The organism is Agrococcus sp. SGAir0287 (assembly GCF_005484985.1).
In the GTDB taxonomy this organism is placed as follows: domain Bacteria; phylum Actinomycetota; class Actinomycetes; order Actinomycetales; family Microbacteriaceae; genus Agrococcus.
The window spans coordinates 1386181-1405722 of the sequence record NZ_CP027942.1 but is presented as its reverse complement, the minus strand read 5'-3'; the positions used below and the strand labels follow the sequence as shown (position 1 = coordinate 1405722).

20 protein-coding genes and 1 pseudogene are annotated in these 19542 nt (G+C 73.6%); 10 read left to right on the top strand and 11 right to left on the bottom strand.

Going from position 1 to position 19542, the window contains the following annotated elements:
• Positions 1-50: 50 nt before the first annotated feature.
• The 6 genes and pseudogenes from C1N71_RS06700 to C1N71_RS06680 all read right to left on the bottom strand — a co-directional run bounded on the left by C1N71_RS06700 (position 51) and on the right by C1N71_RS06680 (position 6126).
• Positions 51-365: a DUF4913 domain-containing protein gene (locus C1N71_RS06700; protein ID WP_217496045.1), complete on the bottom strand. Its 315-nt coding sequence runs from the start codon at positions 363-365 to the stop codon at positions 51-53.
• On the bottom strand, positions 362-2143 hold the full coding sequence (locus C1N71_RS06695) for a type IV secretory system conjugative DNA transfer family protein (protein ID WP_137755690.1): 1782 nt from the start codon (positions 2141-2143) through the stop codon (positions 362-364). The genes C1N71_RS06700 and C1N71_RS06695 overlap by 4 nt, the downstream gene beginning before the upstream one ends.
• Positions 2140-3657 (bottom strand): ATP/GTP-binding protein, encoded by a 1518-nt coding sequence (locus C1N71_RS06690; protein ID WP_137755689.1) that lies wholly within the window; start codon positions 3655-3657, stop codon positions 2140-2142. Before C1N71_RS06690 ends, C1N71_RS06695 begins: the two co-directional genes overlap by 4 nt.
• Entirely contained in the window at positions 3657-4070 is a 414-nt protein-coding gene (locus C1N71_RS15305; RefSeq protein WP_254678129.1) for an SCO6880 family protein, read from the bottom strand. Before C1N71_RS15305 ends, C1N71_RS06690 begins: the two co-directional genes overlap by 1 nt.
• Before the next feature lie 64 nt (positions 4071-4134).
• Positions 4135-5148 (bottom strand): annotated as a pseudogene (locus C1N71_RS15495) (SCO6880 family protein); the annotation flags it as partial.
• A 3-nt stretch (positions 5149-5151) separates the two neighbouring features.
• Positions 5152-6126 carry a hypothetical protein gene (locus C1N71_RS06680; protein ID WP_137755688.1) on the bottom strand — a complete coding sequence of 325 codons (975 nt, stop codon included), beginning with the start codon at positions 6124-6126 and terminating at the stop codon, positions 5152-5154.
• Positions 6127-6531: 405 nt separating this feature from the next.
• On the opposite strand from C1N71_RS06680, the gene C1N71_RS06675 reads away from it, so the two are divergent.
• The 3 genes from C1N71_RS06675 (at position 6532) to C1N71_RS06665 (ending at position 9310) form a co-directional block, all read left to right on the top strand.
• Entirely contained in the window at positions 6532-7410 is an 879-nt protein-coding gene (locus C1N71_RS06675) for a UbiA family prenyltransferase (protein WP_137755687.1), read from the top strand.
• On the top strand, positions 7407-8828 hold the full coding sequence (locus tag C1N71_RS06670) for a phytoene desaturase family protein (RefSeq protein ID WP_137755686.1): 1422 nt from the start codon (positions 7407-7409) through the stop codon (positions 8826-8828). Before C1N71_RS06675 ends, C1N71_RS06670 begins: the two co-directional genes overlap by 4 nt.
• Positions 8829-8920: 92 nt before the next feature.
• Positions 8921-9310, top strand: coding sequence for a hypothetical protein (locus C1N71_RS06665; RefSeq protein WP_137755685.1), 390 nt, complete (start codon positions 8921-8923; stop codon positions 9308-9310).
• Between the two features lie 12 nt (positions 9311-9322).
• Here C1N71_RS06665 and C1N71_RS06660 read toward each other — a convergent pair whose 3' ends face one another.
• Positions 9323-9772, bottom strand: coding sequence for a hypothetical protein (locus tag C1N71_RS06660; RefSeq protein WP_137755684.1), 450 nt, complete (start codon positions 9770-9772; stop codon positions 9323-9325).
• 145 nt (positions 9773-9917) lie between these two features.
• On the opposite strand from C1N71_RS06660, the gene C1N71_RS06655 reads away from it, so the two are divergent.
• Complete coding sequence (locus tag C1N71_RS06655) at positions 9918-10607, top strand: hypothetical protein (protein WP_137755683.1); 690 nt, start codon at positions 9918-9920, stop codon at positions 10605-10607.
• Here the strand turns inward: C1N71_RS06655 and C1N71_RS06650 are convergent.
• On the bottom strand, positions 10591-11250 hold the full coding sequence (locus tag C1N71_RS06650; protein ID WP_137755682.1) for a dihydrofolate reductase family protein: 660 nt from the start codon (positions 11248-11250) through the stop codon (positions 10591-10593). The two genes, C1N71_RS06655 and C1N71_RS06650, sit on opposite strands and share 17 nt — an antisense overlap.
• 101 nt (positions 11251-11351) lie before the next feature.
• Between C1N71_RS06650 and C1N71_RS06645 the strand changes: the two genes are divergently transcribed.
• Positions 11352-11963 carry a GNAT family N-acetyltransferase gene (locus tag C1N71_RS06645; RefSeq protein WP_137755681.1) on the top strand — a complete coding sequence of 204 codons (612 nt, stop codon included), beginning with the start codon at positions 11352-11354 and terminating at the stop codon, positions 11961-11963.
• Here C1N71_RS06645 and C1N71_RS06640 read toward each other — a convergent pair.
• Positions 11960-12931: a DNA-3-methyladenine glycosylase family protein gene (locus C1N71_RS06640; protein ID WP_217496044.1), complete on the bottom strand. Its 972-nt coding sequence runs from the start codon at positions 12929-12931 to the stop codon at positions 11960-11962. The genes C1N71_RS06645 and C1N71_RS06640 overlap by 4 nt on opposite strands.
• A gap of 114 nt (positions 12932-13045) precedes the next feature.
• Here C1N71_RS06640 and C1N71_RS06635 point away from each other — a divergent pair, with 114 nt between their 5' ends.
• The 5 genes from C1N71_RS06635 to C1N71_RS06615 all read left to right on the top strand — a co-directional run bounded on the left by C1N71_RS06635 (position 13046) and on the right by C1N71_RS06615 (position 18484).
• The gene (locus C1N71_RS06635; RefSeq protein ID WP_137755680.1) at positions 13046-13912 is read left to right on the top strand and encodes an AraC family transcriptional regulator; all 867 of its coding nucleotides are present in this window, start codon (positions 13046-13048) and stop codon (positions 13910-13912) included.
• 54 nt (positions 13913-13966) lie between these two features.
• The gene (locus tag C1N71_RS06630; protein WP_254678127.1) at positions 13967-15004 is read left to right on the top strand and encodes a nitronate monooxygenase; all 1038 of its coding nucleotides are present in this window, start codon (positions 13967-13969) and stop codon (positions 15002-15004) included.
• A 2-nt stretch (positions 15005-15006) separates the two neighbouring features.
• A complete protein-coding gene (locus tag C1N71_RS06625; RefSeq protein WP_137755679.1) occupies positions 15007-15303 on the top strand; it encodes a DUF1905 domain-containing protein in 297 nt (98 codons plus the stop codon).
• Positions 15304-15755: 452 nt separating this feature from the next.
• Positions 15756-17906 carry a heavy metal translocating P-type ATPase gene (locus C1N71_RS06620; RefSeq protein WP_137755678.1) on the top strand — a complete coding sequence of 717 codons (2151 nt, stop codon included), beginning with the start codon at positions 15756-15758 and terminating at the stop codon, positions 17904-17906.
• Positions 17903-18484 (top strand): DUF305 domain-containing protein, encoded by a 582-nt coding sequence (locus tag C1N71_RS06615; RefSeq protein ID WP_137755677.1) that lies wholly within the window; start codon positions 17903-17905, stop codon positions 18482-18484. The genes C1N71_RS06620 and C1N71_RS06615 overlap by 4 nt, the downstream gene beginning before the upstream one ends.
• Before the next feature lie 4 nt (positions 18485-18488).
• On the opposite strand, the gene C1N71_RS06610 is transcribed toward C1N71_RS06615, so the two are convergent.
• Both C1N71_RS06610 and C1N71_RS06605 read right to left on the bottom strand, forming a co-directional pair.
• Positions 18489-18773: a DUF1905 domain-containing protein gene (locus C1N71_RS06610; protein ID WP_137755676.1), complete on the bottom strand. Its 285-nt coding sequence runs from the start codon at positions 18771-18773 to the stop codon at positions 18489-18491.
• Between the two features lie 42 nt (positions 18774-18815).
• On the bottom strand, positions 18816-19475 hold the full coding sequence (locus C1N71_RS06605; protein ID WP_137755675.1) for a DsbA family protein: 660 nt from the start codon (positions 19473-19475) through the stop codon (positions 18816-18818).
• Positions 19476-19542: the final 67 nt, after the last annotated feature.

Sequence of the window (19542 nt, the reverse complement as noted above, 5' to 3'; positions counted from 1 at the left end):
GGGATCGGGCCATCCTTCGCGCTATGCCGGGTGTCGTCGTGGGCGAATGGTCAGCCGGACGACGTCAGTATCCCCATGTGGTAGTCCATGTGGTCGCGTAGCCAGGTCGAGGCGCCGAACGCGGCGTCGAGTCGCAGTGCTTCCCATGCGCGCCAGAGCGCGTCGATCCGGTAGATGGCTTCGGCGCTCTCCCACCAGCGGGCCGACCAGTGGGTGTCGCGGCCGTTAATGGTGCGCACGTAGATGCGGCGCAGGAATGCGTCGGAGAACTCGACGCAGTTGCCGTAGACGAGACTCGGCACCTCCGGCGCCGCATCCTCGCCGACCTCGCCCGTCGCGAGGTTCGCGTCGACGTCGTCGCTCATGCTGCCTCCTCCACCTTCTCAGCCGTCTGCACGCTCGCGAGGCTCACGTACGCGTCCTCGAGCGTCGATGCGCTGTGCGGGTCGTGTGCCTGGATCGACGCGCGGATCGCGTCGGCGTGCCGCCCTGCCATCCACGGCAGGGTGCGCACGAGCGTCGCGCGCGAGCCGGACGCGAGCACGATCGCACGGCCCTTGGGGAGGGCTGCGAGCTCGTCGACGTCGAGGATGCGGTCGCGCTGCAGCGACCTGGACACCGACGTGCGCTGGCCCGACGTCACCGACGAGGTGACGCGGTCGTAGGAGCCGACGAGTTTGGAGAGGTCCTCGAGGAAGCCCGTCTCCTTCACGCCGCCGAGGTAGGTGGCGACGTTCGCAGCCGACCACAGCTTGCGCATGCCCGACTCGGTCCAGACGTCGACGCCCTGCGACCACGACTGCAGCACCGTCATGAGGATGATGCCCCGCGAGCCGTAGTGCGAGTAGAGCGAGGGCAGGTCGCGCCAACGGCACACGTTCGCGGCCTCGTCGAGCACGCCGAGCATCGGCGCGACGAGCCGGCCGTTCGGCGAGCGCTTCGCGAGCTCTTCGGCCGCCTCGATCACCGCGACGGTGAGCGCGGTGACGAGGGGGCCGGCGTTGCCGGCGCCCTCCTTCGAGAGCGCATAGAGCGTGTCAGAGTGCTGCACGAACGTGTGCGGGTCGAACGCGGCCCGAGTCCACTTGTCGGCGCCCTCGGGCGGCGTCACCCACGGGAGGATGCGCGAGTTGGTCAGGCACGCGGCCATCTGCTGCGCGGTGCCGTAGATGCCGCCGCGCTGCTTCTCGGGCGATTGCATCGCCCCGAGCAGCTGGTCGGCGATCACGGGGTAGGGCTCGCGCAGCACATCCGCGGCTGTCTCGTCGGTGGGGCGCGTGAGCCATCGGTACACGTCGGTGATCGGGCGGCGGTCGACGGCCGCGGCGAGCAGGAGACCGGCGAGCAGGTCGAGGCCGGCGCCGTCGAAGTACGCATCCGTCTTGGCGCCGGCGTCGCGGCTGCCGGTGGCGAAGTGCGTCGCGAGCGTGCGCGCCTTCTCGTCGTCGGTGACGTACGACAGCGGATCCCACCACCACGTCGCGGGCTCCTCGGCGACACCCTGCGGGTCGAACACCCACACCTGGCCGTGCATGGCGCGCACGTCGCGCGTCGCGTCGACGACGTCGCGCTTGTTCGACGTCGTTACGACTGTGCCCGGTGCGTCGACGACCGCCGGGACGACGAGCGACGTCGTCTTGCCGGTGCGAGGGCCGGCGATTGTCACGTGCAGGTCCTCCCACGAGCCGTAGAGCGTGGCCTTCGTGGCCACGGACTCGCCGACGACCACGCCGGGCGAGCCTGCGACGCCGAGCCGCTTAGCGATCGCCACGGCGTTCTGCCGCGTCAGGCCCTCGACGTCGCGGCCGTGGCCCATGTGCCGTGCTGCGGCGTCGACGCGCGAGCGCTTGCCGCGTGCGCGGCCGATGAGGAACGCGCCACCGATCACGACGACGGCGACGACGATCGTGGCGGCGATGCCGAGCATGAGCGCCGACGGCGCCCATGCCAGCGAGCCCGTCGCGATGGCCGCGACGAACTCGATCGGGTTGATGGGGACCTCTGCGCCCGTGCCGTCGACCTGGTGCGACAGCGCCATGACACCCCACACCGCGGCGTAGAGGGCGAGCCCGCCGAGCACGAGGATGAGGAGCACCGCTCCCCCGGCGTCGCCTCCGGGCGACGACTTCCGAGTGCTGCTCATCGGGCACCGATCCTGGATGCTTCGGTCCAGCGACGGTTCGAGTTGGCCAGGCGTAGCTCGTGCGACGTCAGCTTCACCTCGATCGGGATGCCCGGTCGGCCACCGACCTTGATGAGGAAGCGCCCGCGACCAGGCGGCGGCGGGGCCTCTCCCCCGAACTGGTCGAGGGTCCACGGCGGAGCGTCGTTCCACGACACGAGCAGATCCTGCTCGGTCTGCGAGAAGTCGACGACCGACGTCAGCCGCGCCATCTCCGAGCGCGGCAGAGCGCCGCACATGACCATGCCGGCGCGCTCGACGAAGCCGCGCGCGATCGCGCGGTCCTCCTCGTTGCTAAGCGAGTCGAGGTCCTTCATGGTGTGGAAGATCATGATCTGGCCGATGCCCTCGCGCCGGTTGAGTCGCGTGAGAACGTCGATGCGCTGCGCCATGCCGTGGCCGACGCGGAGCGCCTGCCAGAGCTCGTCGAGGACCACGACGTAGTGCCGACGCCGCTCGAGGCCGGCGTCGGCGAGCGCCTGCGCCACCGAGACGGTGCCGAAGCCTGCCGACCAGCACGCCATGAGCGCTGCAGCGCGCACGTCCGTGTCGGTCTCGGCAATGGCCGAGAGGTCGTACACGGCCGGACGATCGCGGCGCATCGGCTCGCTCGTGCGGCGCGAGAACATGCTGCCGAGCGTGCCGCCGCCCGTGAGGCCCGACAGGCTCAGCACGAGCCCGCGCGTGCGCATCCGGTAGTCGGCCTCATCGAGGGCGAGCACCGCGGCGCGCAGCGGCTCGGGCGCCTCCTTCACGAGCGCGAGCAGGTCGCCGAGCACCGGGGGCACGTACGACGCGCGCTCGAGCAGGAGCCGGATCGCCCGGTCGAGGACGATCGTCTCCTCCTCGTTGACCGGGCCGGCGCGGTGGATCGTGATGAGCGCGTTGACCATCGTCGTGATGCGCGAGAGCGCATCGCCCATGACGGCTTCGTACTCGGCGTGCTTGCCCGCGTCCTGCAGCCGCTTTGCCGCTTCGAGCGCTTCGCCGGGGTCGAGCACGTTGAGGCTGCCGCGGCCGGGACCGATGGAGATCACCTGGCCGCCCAGCGCCCGAACCGTCTCGACGTAGTCGGGGCGGGTGTCGCCCAGCACGAGCGGGATCGTGCCGAATGCCGACAGCCCGATCAGCTGGTGCGCGACCGTCGTCGACTTGCCGACGCCGGGGTTCGACAGCACGACGGCCGAGGGGTTGCGGATGATGCCCGCGCGGAACCACGAGATCGGGTCCGCGCACACCGCGGCGCCGGTCGAGAGGTGGTGTCCCAACGGGGCACCCTCGATGGGTGCGCCGGCGCCGACGGCGAACGGCCACAGGCCGCACGCCTGCATCGTCGACGCGCGGTACTCGGTGGGTGCCTGCACGAGCCGCATGCGGCCGCCTCCCCTGCCGGCCAGGCCGAAGGCCGGGTCGACGAGGGGCTGCGGCTCACGCGTGGGGCGCGGCTTCGCCTTCGACTTCGAGCGTCCGAACATCACGCGTCCTCGAGCGACGGGGCGGCCATGAACTTCGCCAGCACGAGCCCGATGGGCAGTGCGCCGAGGAAGCCGGAGTCCTGTCTGCCGTACATGCGGCGGATGCGCAGACGCGCCTCCGCGGCGAGGTCGTCGACCATCGCCGCGGCGTCCGACAGGTCGGTCTCCTCGAGCACGGTCGCCGTGATGAGGGTGCCGAAGTTGACCAGGCCGGCGCCCTGCGCCTCCTCTTGCGCAGTCGCCTGCGCCGCGCGCACCGCGCGCGACGCGCGCGCCGACTCGGCGCGCTTGGCCGTGTTGCGGAACGACGCTGCAGCGACGTCGCGATCGACGATCTTCGCCGCCTCTGCCGGCGACTTCGGCCGGTAGAGCATCGTCACGCGCTTGCGGAGGATGTCGGGGGTGCGGTGCAAGCAGCGGCGCGAGCACGTCGGCCTGCACGATGCCCTCCGGGGCTCCGATCATCGACCAGGTGATGCTCTTCGCCTCGTCGTGGCGGTACCAGGAGTAGTGCGCATCGGCGGCCATCGGACCGGCGTCGCTCCACGTCGCCACGTTGCGATCGCCCTGCGCTCGCGCCTGCTCGAACAGCAGCGCGTCCGTGGGGCTGTACGCCACGCGCACGACCTCTGCGAGCTGCGACGCCGACAGCGGCGCCGACGCGCCTGCGCCGGTCGCCTCGAGCGCGGACGTGAGGCCGTAGATGCGCGAGGCGAGATCCCGCGCGACCGCGTCGTGGTCACGCTCGCGGCCGCGCGTGCGGCCCTTGAACGTCAGCGCCACGTACGCGCGCACCGTCGACGACGACGCCGGGTACGTCACGGCGACCTCCTCGAGCACGTCGAGTGCGAACGCGGGCGCGTCCGTGTCGGTAGCCGCGGCGAGCTGCGTCGTGAGACGGGTGCCCGGATCGGGCGCCGTCTCGACGGTCACCGAGGCGGCCTCGAGGCCGGGCTCGCGGCCGAGGCGTGCGAGGTAGTGGCCCCACTTCGCCACCCAGGAGTCGATCTGATCCTGGTCGACGAGTGCGGCGCCGTCAGGCTCGGTGCCGATCACGACGGTGTACGACCACTGCCCGCGTGCGCGCAGGCGCAGCATGGCGAACGGTCGACGGAACGAGTCGTAGTGCTCGGTGACCTCCGTCGTCGAGCCGAGGCCGGGCAGGCGGTTGCTGCCGTCCTTCGAGCCGCGGCCGATGGGCGATGCTCGGTACACGTTCGCTCCCTCCATGACGGTGCGCATCCACAGCAGGCCGTTCAGGCCACGCGTGGCGAGGTTCTGGCCGGATGCGTCGCGCACCAGCAGCAGGAGCAGCACGATCGCGACGCCAGCCGCGACCGATGCTGCGACGTACAGCGGGGCGAACATCATCACGACGATCACCGTGAACGCTCCGAGGAACAGCAGCACCGTGCCCGACTGGCCGAGGCCGAACACGCCAGCCGTCGAGGGCTTTCGCCAGTTGCCGTAGCCGCGAACCGTCTCGTTCATCACTCACTCCTCGTCGCCGGTGGCGCCGCGCGCCATCTTCTGTACGCCGTCGGCGCCGGCCTTGCCGACCTTCGACGCGACCTCTGCGGCCGCGAGCACGGCGGTTGCCGTGCCTGCCGTCGCGGCGCCACCGGCGATCGCGGCACCGCCCTTCACGGCGGCTCCGACGCCGGCACCTGCCGCGGCACCAGCGCCTGCGCCAGCCGAGCCCGAGCCGGCGGCCGCGGTCGACGTCGTCGACGAGCGCGTGGCGCTCTGCAGGCCCCCGGAGGGGCCCTGGCCGGAGGAGGGCGACGGCGTCGCTCCGGGCGGCGCTACCGTCGCGCTGCGTCCGCCCTTGCCGGTGAGCTCGGTGATGGCCGAGGCTCCCGCGGGGATCGCGGCCATGCCCGCGACCGCCAGGCCCATGCCTGCACTGCCGCCGACGATCGGCGACACGGCAGGCATCATGAGCCGCATGAGTGCGGGCAGCGCCACGACGCCCAGGCCGAAGATGATGAGGCCGAGCACGACGCGGATCGCGAGCGTGACCTGCTCGGGCAGGCCCTCGCCGCCGAACACGTCGGTGCCGACCATCCGCATCGCGGTGCCGAAGATCAGCGCGGCGACGGGCTTGTAGAGCAGGAACGCGAGCGTCCACGCGACGATGCGACGCATCCACTGCATGCCGAGCTCGGTGTTCGTGAAGCTCGAGGCGAGCGGCAGCACGCCCACGAGCAGGATGAGGATCGCGACGCGGCCGAGCATGAGGGCGAACTGGATCGCGCCGAACAGGCCGAGCAGGATGCCCAGCACGATCGTTGCGACCGCAGGCAGCGGGTTCGATCCCCCGCCCGTGATCCAGAAGAGCTCGACCATGCGGCTGCCGAGGCATTCGCCGTCGGCCCCGCAGTCGGTGGCCGAGAGGATGTAGCTGCGGGAGAAGCCGAGCTGCGGCGCGTGCTGCGTCCGCAGGGTGCGCTGCTCGTGGGGTTCCATGTCGGCGACGACGTCCAGCGCAGCACGCAGGGGTACACGGGTCGGCCGATCGCGGTCGACACCCATCGACGACCCCCCGAGCGGGTCGAGAGGTGGATGCGCGATGCCGGGTTCGCGATCGACGCGACGCTCGTCATGGCACCGCACGGCGATCGGCCAGGAGCGCTGATCTTCGCGCCGCGCGACGCGGATCCACGCGTCGACGACGTCGGCTGACGTCACGGCGCGCCCGGCGGATGCTCGAAGCCTCGCCGACGCCGTACCGCACGTTCGCAGCGCGGTCCAGCATCGGCGTCGCGCAGGCTCCGGCGGTACGATCGTGACGGGCGCTCGCCCCGTCGTCCCGCACCATCCGAGGAGCTCCGCCATCCACGATCGCCGCGCATCCTCGCCGCGCAGGGCACGATGACGCCCGTCGCCGATCGCGCCGGAGCGTGGTCGACGCTGCGGCGACTCGTGCACATCTCACGCCCCGTGCTGTGGATCAACACGATCGGCACCGGCCTGCTCGGGATGTGGCTGACGGGCGAGCTCCTCGACCCGACCGCGATCCCGATCCTGCTGTGGCTCACGCTGCCGTTCAACCTGCTGATCTACGGCGTGAACGACATCTTCGACCAGGACACGGACGCGCTGAACCCGCGGAAGGGGTCGATCGAGGGCGCGCGCATCGAGCCGCGGGAGGTGCGCGCGATCGTCTGGGGCGTGGTGGCGACGAACGTGCCGTTCCTCGTGTGGTTCGTCATCGTGCTCCCACCGGCCGCCATCGTCGTCATCGCGCTCTACGCCGCCGTCTTCGTCTTCTACTCCGCTCCCCCGCTGCACTTCAAGCGGCGCCCCTTCCTCGACTCGCTGAGCAACGCCGCGTACGGCCTGCCGCTGCTCGTCATGCCGCTGGCGCTCGGCGCGCCGCCGGTGTGGCCGGCGGTCGCCGGGCTCCTCGTGTGGAGCGTGGCGAAGCACGCCTACGACGCGGTGCAGGACATCGAGGAGGATCGCGCGGCCGGCATCACGACGACGGCCGTGCTGCTCGGACCGCGCGGCACGGCGATCTGGAGCGCCGCGTGGTGGGCGGCGTCGACGGCGCTGTTCGCGATCGTGAGCATCCCGGTCGCCGTCGTGAACCTGCTCATCGCCGGCGCGCTCGTGCTGCTGCTGCTGCGACGACCCACGCCGGCCACGGCGCACCGCCTCTACCGCCTCTCGGTGGCGTTCCCGTACGTCGCGGGCGGCATCGCCAGCATCCTCGTGCTCGCGGCGATCGTGCTCGGGACGTGGCCGTGAGCCGCATCGTCGTCGTCGGCGCCGGGCTCGGCGGCCTCGCGGTCTCCGCGCTGCTCGCCCACGCGGGCCACACGGTGACTCTGCTGGAGGCGCACGACGCCGTCGGCGGCAAGAGCCGACGCATCGAGCTCGACGGGCAGCGGATCGACACCGGCCCGTCGCTCGTCACGTTCCCCGCCGTCTGGGAGCGACTCCTGCGACGGCTCGACGCCGGACCGCGCGCGATCGCCGACGTCGGGGCCCTCGACCTGCTGCGACTGCCGGAGGTCGGGCGCTACTACCTCGACGGCGAGAGCACGACGCTGCCGGTCGAGGCAGGCCACCCGTGGGATGCGGCCTGGCAGCGGTTCAGCGAGCTGCACGCGCCGCTCGCCGACGACGTCACGGCGCTGCTCGTCGCGGATCCCCTCGATCGCAGGTCGCTGCCGGCGCTGCGGCGACTGCTCGCCGTCTACGGCCCCAGGCTGAGCACGCGCGCCTACCTCGACAGCCTGCCCTGGCTGCCCGACGGCCTCCGCGAGATCATCGCCATCCACACGCTGAACGCCGGCGTCGCCCCGCACCGCACGCCTGCGCTGTATGCGAGCATGCCGGCGATCATGGCCTCTTCGGGCGTCTGGGTGCCGCGCGGCGGCGTGTTCGAGATCGCCCTCGCGCTGCGCCGGCTCGCGGAGGCGGCGGGCGTCGAGGTGCGCACGAGCGAGACGGTCGTGCGCATGGAGCGCGGCCGCGTGCGCACGACCGAGACGGTGCACGCCGCCGACGTGGTCGTGAGCGCGCTCGACGCGGATCGGGCGGAGGCGCTGCTCGGCGGCGACCGCCCGACCCCCAGGCCCGCGAGCCGCCTGTCGTGCTCGGCCGTCGCGCTCTACGGCGTGCTGCGGGAGCCGCTGCCGGCGTCGTACGCCGCGCACAGCGTCGTGCTGCCGCGGGATCCTGCCGCGCTGCATCGCAGCCTCGCCGCCGGCGACGAGCCCGCCGAGACCATGGCGTTCGTGAACCACTACCGTGCCGGCGAGGTCTACCCGAACGACCGATCCACGCTCGCGATCCTGCTCACGAGCCCCGCCGACGGTCGCTCCTACGGGCCGGAGCATCCCTTCGTGCGTCGCGAGATCGAGCGCATCTCCGCCGAGATGGGCCTCGACGCGCCGCTCACGGACGCCATGACCGACCCCATCGTGCTCGATCCGCGGCACTTCGGCACCGTCGGCGAGCCGCACGGCGCGCTCTACGGCGCGACGCATCCGCTGTGGATGAGCGGCCCGCTGCATCGCCCCGGGCACCATGACCTCCGCAGGCCGTGGCTCTGGCGGGTCGGCGCGTCCGTGCACCCCGGCGGCGGCATCCCCGCCGTGCTCGGCGGCGCGATGATGGTCGCCTCGAAGCTGCTCGCGCGGCACCCGGCGTCGCGCTGACGGGCGCGTTGCGGCGACGCCGCTTGGCGCGTCGCGCGATGCATCTCTACGTTCGAACGCATGTTCGAACGACGGGCGAGCGGAGGTCCCCGGTGCCCGAGCTGAGGGTGCACGCGAGCGAGTGGATCGTCGTCGTGCATCGCATCACGTACGCGGTGATCCGCCGGGTCACGATCGGCGGCGACGACGACTTCTGGCGCGTCGTGACGGGCGAGGACGACCGCTCGCGTCGACGACTCGTCGGCTACTGGGGCACGTTCGAGGAGGCCTCGCACAACGCCCTCGCGTTCGTCGAGCAGCAGCTGCCCGGCGCATGGATGGCGACCGGCACGTCGACGTCGCACGAGAGGCGAGCGATGACGCCGCAGAAGCCGCTGCCCGCGCGCGACGTCGACCGTGCTCCGTGGACGGGGTGGCGGACGATCCCGCGCGGCGTCGACACCGTGTGGGAGACGCCGCACCGCCGCCGGCGCGACGGCTGAGGCGGCCGCGGGTCAGCGGACCTGCTCGGCGTGCCTGCCGATGATGCCGTTCGGCGAGCTGGCGATGTGCACCGCGGGCAGCGACGGGCCGTCGTCCGTGACGCGGCGGCAGCCGATCGCGGCGAGCACGATCCCGACGGGCGCGAGCGCCATGAGCCCGATCACGAGCGCGAGCTCGGCGCCCGAGCCGGCCGTGCCGAGGAAGTACGCGGCCGTCGCGTCCTGCGAGGTCCCCCGCACCGCCTCCGCCGTGGCGCCGACGCGCGCGCCGAGCACGCCGAGCGCCGCCATGGCGGCGACGAGGCCGCCGACGAGCATGGCGAGTCCGACGGCGATGCGTCGACCCGTGCCCGGCATGGTCTCGCCGCGTCGGCCCGATCCGTCGGTCGTCCGCTCGACGACCAGCGCCGAGGCGTCGAGCGTCGTGCGCTGGATGCCGATCTCGGTGGGCGTGCGGGCCATGATCGCTCCTTCGTCGGTGGTCGCCCCCGTACGACGCGCTCCTGGGTACACGGCGAGCATGAGCACGGCAGGACCGCCTGCGCCGGGCCGGACAGGACGCGCGGCCCGCCGGTCACCGTCCAGCGGGACGCGGCAGGATCGACGCATGCACGTGCCGAACGGGTTCGTCCCTCCTCCGCCATGGGAGCCCGAGCGCGAGCAGCGGGCGCGGCTCGCACGCATGCCCCTGCCCGTGCTCGGGTTCGTCGAGCAGCCGACGCTCGAGGACGTCTCCCTCTGGAGCATCGAGTCGGCGGACGTCGCCGGCGAGCGCGTGCGGATGGCGGTGTCGATCTCCTCGACCCTCTGGCGGCATCCGGACGACCGCGGCGACCCGCGCAACCTCGCGATCCTCGACGATGCGACGGCGGCGGCGCTCGAGTCGTCCGACGACCGATCCCTCCCGCCGTGGCTGCGCGAGGCGCGTCAGCGCATCCGGCTGCCGCTGCTGTGGGAGGCGGTGCGCACCACCTGGATGCCTGCGGAGCACCGCCGACCGATCCGGGACACGCTCGTCGAGCACCTGCAGCACGTCGTGCGCGATCGTGTGCCGGGCGCGCACGAGCCCCGGCAGGACCGGCCCGACGTCGCCGCCGCCGGCCTGAGCGCCGTCGAGGTCGAGGTCGACGGACGCCTGCTGCCCGGTCGCCGCCTGGACGGCGAGCACGCCATCGGCATCGGCGTCGACCTCGGCGAGGCGCAGCTCACGGTCGCCGTGCTGCGCGAGCACCTGTCATTCGTGCGCCTGGCCTTCGCCACGCGCTGGAGGCCGCAGACGATCAGCGACGACGCGTGAACCGCTGATGCACGACGCCGGTGGGCGAGGCGACCGACTCGATCGCGAACTGCTCCTCGACGCCCTCCAGGCCCTCCCAGAGCCGCACGCCGCGCCCCAGCACGATCGGCACCAGCACGAGATGCATCTCGTCGACGAGACCAGCCTCGAGGAAGCTCCGCACGGTCGTCGGTCCGCCGCCGAGACGGACGTCCAACCCGCCCGCGAGCTCGCGCGCGAGGTCGAGCGCATCCGCCGGAGCCAGATCGCGGAAGTGGAACGTCGTCTCGCCCAGCACGAGGTCCGGCCGCTCGTGATGCGTCAGCACGACGACGGGCGTGCGGAACGGCGGCTCGTCACCCCACCAGCCGCGCCACTCCTCGTCCGGCCACGGCCCGACGTGCGGACCGAACTTGCCTCGGCCCATGATCTCCGCGCCGATGTCGAGGTTCGTCGTCGCCGCGAGCGCGTCGTCGACGCCCACCGTGCCGGATCCCTCAGCCTCCGACTCGTGCCCTGACGCCGTCACGAACGTCCTGGTCGGGAAGAACCACTGCATGAGGCGGCCACCGGCATGCCCGAAGGGCGCCTCGACGGTGCGCCGCTCGCCGGTCGCGAACCCATCGAGCGAGACGGCGAGGTTGTGGACGCGGAGCCTGGTCACGCGCCCACGGTAGCGCTCGACGTCGCGCGGCGGAGCGGTGGCGGCATGCGACCCCGCCCGCACGCGCTATCCTGAATCCGGCTCATCTTTGGAGGCTTCTCGTGCGCATCCGCACCGCATCGATCGGCGAGGTCCGTCGCTGCGCCGCGCTCGTCGCGGAGGCGCTGCTCGACGACCCGGTCGGCGTGCGCGCCGTGCGCGCCCGCCACGGACGCCTGCGCCGGATGCGGGCGCTCTACGAGGCGGAGCTCCGGCTCGGCGCCTTCGCCCACGGCCGCGTCGACGTCGCGGAGGTGGACGGCGCGATCGTCGGCGTCGCCGCCTGGGTCGCCCCGATGGCGTCGCCCGACCTCGTCGCCGCGCTCCGCCAGGCGCCCCGCTACGCGTTCGCCGTCGGGCCGCTGCACGCCGCCGGCGCCCTGCGCGCGCAGCGCATCCGACGCGCCGCACGGCCCGACGCAGCGCACTGGATGCTCGCCGACGTCGCCGTCGCCGAGCACGCGCGCGGCCTCGGCATCGGCGGTGCGCTCGTCGAGCACGGACTGGCGCTCGTCGACGGCGACGCCTACCTCGAGGCGACGACGGCCGCGAGCAGGCGCCTCTACGAGCGGCACGGCTTCGTCGCCCGAGCGAGCATCGGCCTCGCGCCCGGCGGCTATCCCGTCGCGATGTGGCGCGACGCGCGGCCGCTGCCCGCACCCGCGCTGCGCTAGCCTCCCGCCCCCGGACGCGCGGCGCGCGGCTGCGGCCCGGGCGATCGGCGCGGCGCCCGACGCGGCGCGCGCTCGAAGCCCCCGGCGTACACGAGCCGCGCGACACGGTAGCGATGACCCCGCCATGGCTCGAGGAATGCGACGAGCTCGGCGTCGTCGAAGGCGCGACCCGCCAGCGTGCGGCCGACGACCGTCGCAAGATGGAAGTCGCCGATCGACACGGCATCCGCATCGCCGAGCACCCGCTGCCGCACCTCGGCCGACGTCCAGGGCCCGATGCCCGGCAGCGATCGCAGCGCGCGATCGACGTCGGCGAGAGCGCGACCCTCCTCGACGAGCCGCTGCAGGCTGCGCTCGCGCGCCGCAGCCCAGCGGATCGCCGCCGCGCGTCCGAGGTCGACGTCGAACGCGCGCCACTCCCCCTGCTCGACGCCCAGCCACGCCGCGCCCGAGGGGAACATGCGCATGCCCGCGGGCGCCGGCTCGGGGGCCGGCTCGCCGAGCCGGCGCACGAGCCGCGTCCACGACGTGAACGCGACGAGCGCCTCGACGCGCTGCTCGAGGATCGCTCCGACCATGCCGTGCAGCATGTCGCCGCTGCCCGCGATGCGCAGGCCGGGATGCATGCGGTGGGCGACCGCGAGGTAGGGATGCGCGGGCACGAAGCCGCTGGGATCGTCGTGGTCGCCGAGCAGCGCGGGCGCCTGCGCGACCGCGTGCGCCGCCCCGTCGCCCCAGGCGAGGCACCGCACCGCATCCGCGACGTGGTCGAACCGCGCGACGGCATCGCCGACGGGCGTGCGGATCGTGCGCCAGATCGCGCCGTCGCTGGCCCGCTGCTGCGTCGGGTCCGCGCCGCCCTGCTGCGCGCGACCGAGGGTCAGACGCACCGAGGTCGGATGCCGCGGCACCCACTCGAGCCGCGCGTCCGGCGTCGGCAGCACGGTGGGCAGGTCGAGCGCGGGCACGCTGCGACCCTACGGGCGACCACCCCGCGACCCCGCGCCGATCGCATCGAACCGCCATGATCGGGTGCGTCGGCCATCGGCCGCGCGACGATCGACGACGAAGGGAGGCCGCTCGTGATCGCCACGCTCAACCGCATCGTCGACCTCGTCGAGGATCGCATCGGCGACGACGTCGACCTCGACGCGCTCGCGCGCGAGGCCGGCACCACCGGCTACCACCTGCGGCGCATGTTCTCGTCGCTCGCGGGCATGCCGCTGTCCGAGTACGTGCGTCGTCGGCGCATGACGCTCGCAGCCGCCGAGGTGCTCGGCGACGCGAGCCTGCTCGACGTCGCCGTGCGGCACGGCTACGGCTCCACCGAGGCCTTCGCCCGCGCGTTCCGCGCCGTGCACGGCGTCGCACCCGCCGACGCGCGGCGCGACGGCGGCCCCCTTCGTCCGCAACCGCTCGTCAGGTTCCGCCTGACCGTCGAAGGGAGCACGTCCATGGACGTCCGCATCGCCGACCACCCGCCCATCCGCCTCGTCGGGCACGCCGCACGCGTCCCGCTCATCCACGAGGGCGCGAACCCGCACATCGTCGCCCACGTGCAGTCCCTGCCGGCCGAGGAGCATGCGCGCCTGCGCGCGCTGAGTGCCGCCGAGCCGGCCGGCATCCTGCAGGTGAGCGCCGACGTGGATCCCGACGGACGCGAGGGCACGGAGCTCACCTATCTGCACGGCGTCGCCATCCCCGCGGACGCCGCCGCGCCGGCCGACCTCGACGTCATCGACGTGCCGGGCGGCGAGTGGGCCGTGTTCCGCACCTCGGGTCCGCATCCCGAGGCGCTCCAGACGACCTGGGCCGCGACCGCCACCGAGTGGCTGCCGTCGAACCCGTGGCGCCTGCGACCGGGGCCGTCGATCGTGGCGGTGCTCGAGCGCTCGGAGGACTTCCGGACGGCGACGTGCGAGCTCTGGCTGCCCGTGGAGCGCGCCTGACGCGCCGCGCCGTCGCCGCGACGCCACCACCGGATGGCTTGCCATGATGGTGCCGTGACGACGGCACGCGCGCCCCTGCCCGAGGCGATGGGATGGGGCAGGCGCGTCACGGTGGCGCCGATGGCGGGCGGCGCGACGACGCCCGGACTCGTCGCCGCCGCCGAGCGGCACGGCGCGTTCGCGCAGCTCGCCGCCGGCTACCTCGACGCGGCGACGCTGCGCGACCGCATCCGGCGGACGCGCGCGCTGGGCGCCTCCCGCTTCGGCGTCAACCTGTTCGCGCCGCATCCGCATGCCATCGCCCCCGACCGCTACGCCGCGTACTGGAGCGAGATCGCGGGCGACGCGCGGCGCGTCCTGCCGGACGCGACGATGCCGCCGCTCATGGAGGACGACGACGACTGGCACGCCAAGGTCGACGTCGTTCTCGCCGAGCGCGTGCCGGTGGTGAGCATCACGTTCGGGCTTCCCGATCCGGCATCCCTCGCCCGACTCCGGGATGCCGGGGTCGTGACCGTGCAGACGGTCACCACGGCAGCCGAGGCCGCGGCCGCGGCGCGAGCCGGGGTCGACGCGCTCGTCGTGCAGGCTGCGGCCGCCGGCGGGCACTCGGGCGTGTGGGCGCCGGACGTCGTGCCCGCCGACGTTCCGCTGCCGCAGCTGGTCGGCGAGGTCCGCGCCGCCACGACGCTGCCGATCGTCGCGGCGGGCGGCATCGCCTCGCGAGGGGATGCGCGCGCTGCGCTCGAGGCCGGCGCGGACGCCGTCGCCGTCGGCACCGCCGCGCTGCGTGCCGACGAGGTCGGCACGTCCGCCACGTATCGCGCGGCGCTCGCGGGCGACGGCGTCGATCGCACCGCGCTCACGCGGGCCTTCACGGGTCGCTACGCACGCGCCCTCGTCACGCCGTTCGTGACCGCGCACGCCGACGCCCCCTCCGGCTACCCGGCGCTGCACCACCTCACGCGTCCCATGCGCGCCGCCGCCGCGACCGCGGGCGACGCCTCGCTCCTGCACCTGTGGGCGGGCACGGGCTGGCGTTCGGCGCGCGAGGCGCCCATCGCGACGATCCTCGACGACCTGGAGCCCTGACGATGCGCTACGTCTTCGACGCGGCGCTCTTCCGCTGGGCTGCGCGGCGCGAGCTGTGGACCTTCGTGCGCGTGCCCGACGAGGCGAGCGCCGAGATCCGCGAGGTCGTCGGCCGCATGGGCGGCTTCGCATCGGTGCGGGTCGACGCGAGGATCGGCGCGACGCGATTCCGCACGTCGATCTTCGGCGGCGCGGACGGCGCGTTCGTGCTGCCCGTCAAGCGCGCGGTACGCGACGCCGAGGGCCTCGTCGTCGACCGCCTCGTCCGCGACGTGGAGATCGAGCTCGTCGACCACTGATCGCGCAACGTGCGCGTGCGGTCGTCAGTCGCCGTGGTTGATGAGCCCGAGCCACTGCCCGAACGGCGCCTCGATGGGCTCGTCCGGCCATCCCGCCTGCCCTGCCTGCATGTCGCTGTCGCGCTCGGCCATGGGACGCTCCCCTCGTGCGGCCGCTCGCCGTCCGGGTCGCGGATCGGGGCGGGATGAGGCGAGCCGACGATCATCGGCCCGCTCCCCCAGCATGCGCCTCGGGCGGCGTCCCATGCACCGATGCGCGCGGAAAGATCGCGAGTTCTTGAGCGTGACGACGAGGATCCCGCTTCGACGAGCAGCCCGAGCCGCATGCGCGGCGTTCGTCTTCGCCAGGCGCGCGTGTCGGATGCGTCCTGCGCGCTCGTCGCGCCGTTGACCTCGATACCCCCTAGGGGTATTCTTCGACGCACGCCATCGTCGAGCGATCCGGAGGGACCATGGACCACGACGCGCACACGACCCACCACGTCGCGTCGCACGACCGTGCGGCCACGAGCGAGCACGACGCCGGCCACCAGCACGGCGGCCACGGCGGCCACGGCGGCCACGGCGGCCACGGCGGCCACGGCGGCCACGGCGATCACGCCGCGCAGTTCCGCTCGCGGTTCTGGATCGCCCTCGCGCTCACGGTGCCCACCGTCGCGCTGTCGGGCATGGTCGCCTCGATCGTCGGCTACCGGGTGCCCGACGTGCCCGGTGCATCGTGGGTCTCGCCGGTGCTCGGCACGATCCTGTACGCTTGGGACGGGTGGCCGTTCCTGCGCGGCGCCGTCGACGAGGTCCGCGCACGCCGCCCGGGCATGATGCTGCTCGTCGCGCTCGCGATCACCGTCGCGTTCGTCGCCTCCTGGGCGGCGACGCTCGGCCTCGCTCCCCATCACCTCGACTTCTGGTGGGAGCTCGCGCTGCTCGTCACGATCATGCTGCTCGGCCACTGGCTCGAGATGCGCTCGCTCGCCGCGACGAGCTCCGCGCTCGACGCGCTCGCGGCCCTGCTGCCGGACGCTGCCGAGCGCGTCACCGAGCACGGCGTGGAGCGCGTCGCGCCCTCCGAGCTCCGCGTCGGCGACGTCGTCGTCGTGCGGCCGGGCGCGGCGCTGCCGGCCGACGGCCGCGTCGTCGACGGTGCGGCCGCGATCGACGAGTCGATGGTCACGGGCGAGTCCCGCTCCGTGCAGCGCGGCGTCGGCGACGCGGTGACCGCGGGCACGGTCGCGACGGACTCGAGCCTCAGGATCGCGGTGACCGCGATCGGTGACGACACGGCGCTCGCCGGCATCGCGAGGCTCGTCGCCGAGGCGCAGTCGTCGACCTCCCGCGCGCAGCGCCTCGCCGACCGCGCGGCGGGCTGGCTCTTCTGGTTCGCGCTGGCCGCCGCGGTCGTCACCGCGACCGCATGGCTGCTCGTCGGCACGCCCGAGGATGCGGTCGTGCGCACCGTCACGGTGCTCGTCATCGCGTGCCCGCATGCGCTCGGCCTCGCCATCCCGCTCGTCGTCGCGATCTCGACGGAGCGGGCCGCGCGCGGCGGCGTGCTCGTGCGCGATCGGCTCGCGCTCGAGCGCATGCGGCTCGTCGACGTCGTCGTGCTCGACAAGACCGGCACCCTCACGCGCGGCGAGCCCGCGGTGCTCGACGCGACGGGGGTGGGCGATGCGGAGGCGGACGCGGTGCTCGCGCTCGCCGCCGCGGCGGAGGCCGACTCCGAGCATCCGCTCGCGCGCGCGATCGTGCGCGCCGCCGACGAGCGCGGGCTGCGTCGCGAGCAGGCGGTCGACGCCTCGTCCTCCCCCGCGGTCGGCGTCGCCGCGACCGTCGCCGGCGCGCGCGTGCGGGTGGGCGGGCCGCGCATGCTCGAGGAGCACGGCCTGGCTGCGACGGATGCTGCGTCCGCGTGGTCGCGCGAGGGCTCGACCGTGCTCCACGTCGTGCGCGACGACCAGGTGATCGGCGCGCTGCGCCTCGCCGACGAGATCCGTCCGGAGTCGGCCGACGCCATCCGCGCCCTGCATGCGCTCGGCGTCGAGGTCGTGATGCTCACGGGCGATGCCGAGCCCGTCGCGCGCAGCGTGGCGGCATCGCTCGGCATCGATCGGTTCGTCGCCGGCGTGCGACCCGAGGACAAGGCGCAGCACGTCGCAGCGCTCCAGGCCGACGGTCGCACCGTCGCGATGGTGGGCGACGGCGTCAACGACGCACCCGCGCTCGCACGCGCCGACGTCGGCATCGCCATCGGCGCGGGCACCGACGTGGCGATCGCGTCGGCCGGCGTCGTGCTCGCCGGCTCCGATCCGCGCTCGGTCGTGTCGGTGATCGAGCTCTCGCGGGCCGGCGCCGCGAAGATGCGGCAGAACCTCTGGTGGGCCGCTGGCTACAACCTGCTCTCGGTGCCGCTGGCCGCGGGCGTGCTCGCTCCGATCGGAGTCGTGCTGCCGATGTCGGTCGGCGCCCTCCTCATGTCCGTCTCCACGATCGTCGTCGCCGCCAACGCGCAGCTGCTGCGCAGGCTCGACCTGCGCCCCGACCGCAGCGTCGACGCCGTGCTCGCCGACCGCCGACCGACCACCACCTCGCAGGGAGCATCATGACCCGCCGACTCGTCTCCATCGCCGCCGGCCTCGCGGTCGCGGGCCTCGCCCTCGCCGGCTGCGCGTCCTCGGACGCCGGATCCGGCCACGACGGCCACGCCTCCCCCACGGCGACCACCCACGCCTCGTCGGCGGACGTCATGTTCGCGAGCATGATGATCCCGCACCACGAGCAGGCCGTGGAGATGGCCGACATCGTGCTCGCGAAGCCCGACCTCGACCCGCGGGTCGCGGAGCTCGCGAGTCGCATCCGCGACGCGCAGGCGCCCGAGATCGCCACGATGCAGGCATGGCTCGAGGCGTGGGGCGCGGATGCCGACGCGCACGAGGGCATGGACCACGGCGACGACGGCATGCTGGGCGACGACGAGATCGCGGCGCTCGAGGCAGCCGACGGCGCCACGGCGTCCCGGCTCTTCCTCGAGGGCATGATCGCGCACCACGAGGGCGCGATCGCCATGGCCGAGCAGCAGCTCGCGGACGGATCCGATCCGGACGCCCTGGCCCTCGCCGCGTTGATCGTCGAGACGCAGCAGGCGGAGGTCGACGAGATGCGCGAGCTGCTCGCGGCGCTCTAGCCGCTCAGCCGATGCGCAGGCGCAGCACGACGCGGTCGCCGAGCTCGACGCCCTCGGCGCGCCGCACCGCGTCCTTCAGCGGCACGAGGTAGTCGCCCTCGCGAGGGAACAGCGAGGTCGTGAAGGCCGTCTCGCCGAGCCACCCGCGCACGGGGATGACGCCCCACCCGTACGACACGATGGCGCGCAGCTCGCGGATGGCCTCGGCCTCCGCGTCGGGCACGCGCACGAAGTGGTACGGCGCGGGGCCGCGCCACTCGATCACGTCGCCCTCGATGGTCACGTCCATGCCGCCTCCTGTGCGCGGCATCCTCGCACGAGCCTGCGACGCTCAGTCGGCGAGTGCCGCGTCGATGCCGGCACCGATGTCGTCGACGTGGCTCAGCTCGAGGCGCTGCCCGTCGATGAAGATCGTCGGCGTGCTCTGCACGCCGAGCGCGACGCCCGCCTCGTAGTCCGCCTCGATGCGGTCGCCCGTCGCAGGATCCGCGATCGCGGCGTCGTACGCGGCCATGTCGAGGCCGAGCTCCTCGGCGAAGCCGCGGAACGTCGCGGCGGCGTCGTCGGTGCCCGCCCAGTCGCTGTGCGTCTCGAACAGGCGCTGGTACATGGCCTCGAACTCGCCCTGCTGCGCGGCGGCCTCGGCGGCGAGCGCGGCCGGGAAGGCGTTCTGGTGCGACGCGAGCGGGAAGTACCGCACGGCGAACGTGACCTCGCCCGCATGCTCGGCCCGCAGCGACTCCATCTCGGGGTAGACGAGCGCGCACGACGGGCACTCGAAGTCGAGGAACTCGACCACGACGGGCGCGCCCTCGCCCGCGTCGTCGAGGACGTGGGTCGTCGCGTCGAGCGTGTCGGCGGCCGTGACGTCCCCGTCGGGGCCCGCGGCACCGGGCTGCTCCCACGGACGCACGACGAGCGCGATCGTGATGCCGACGATGACGACGGCAGCGGCGACGATGCCGAGGATGTTCCAGGTCTTGGCGGTCATGGTGCGGCGGCCTCTCGGTCGTCGTGGGGCAGGGATGCTGCCAGCCTAGGCAGCGCGGCCATGCAAC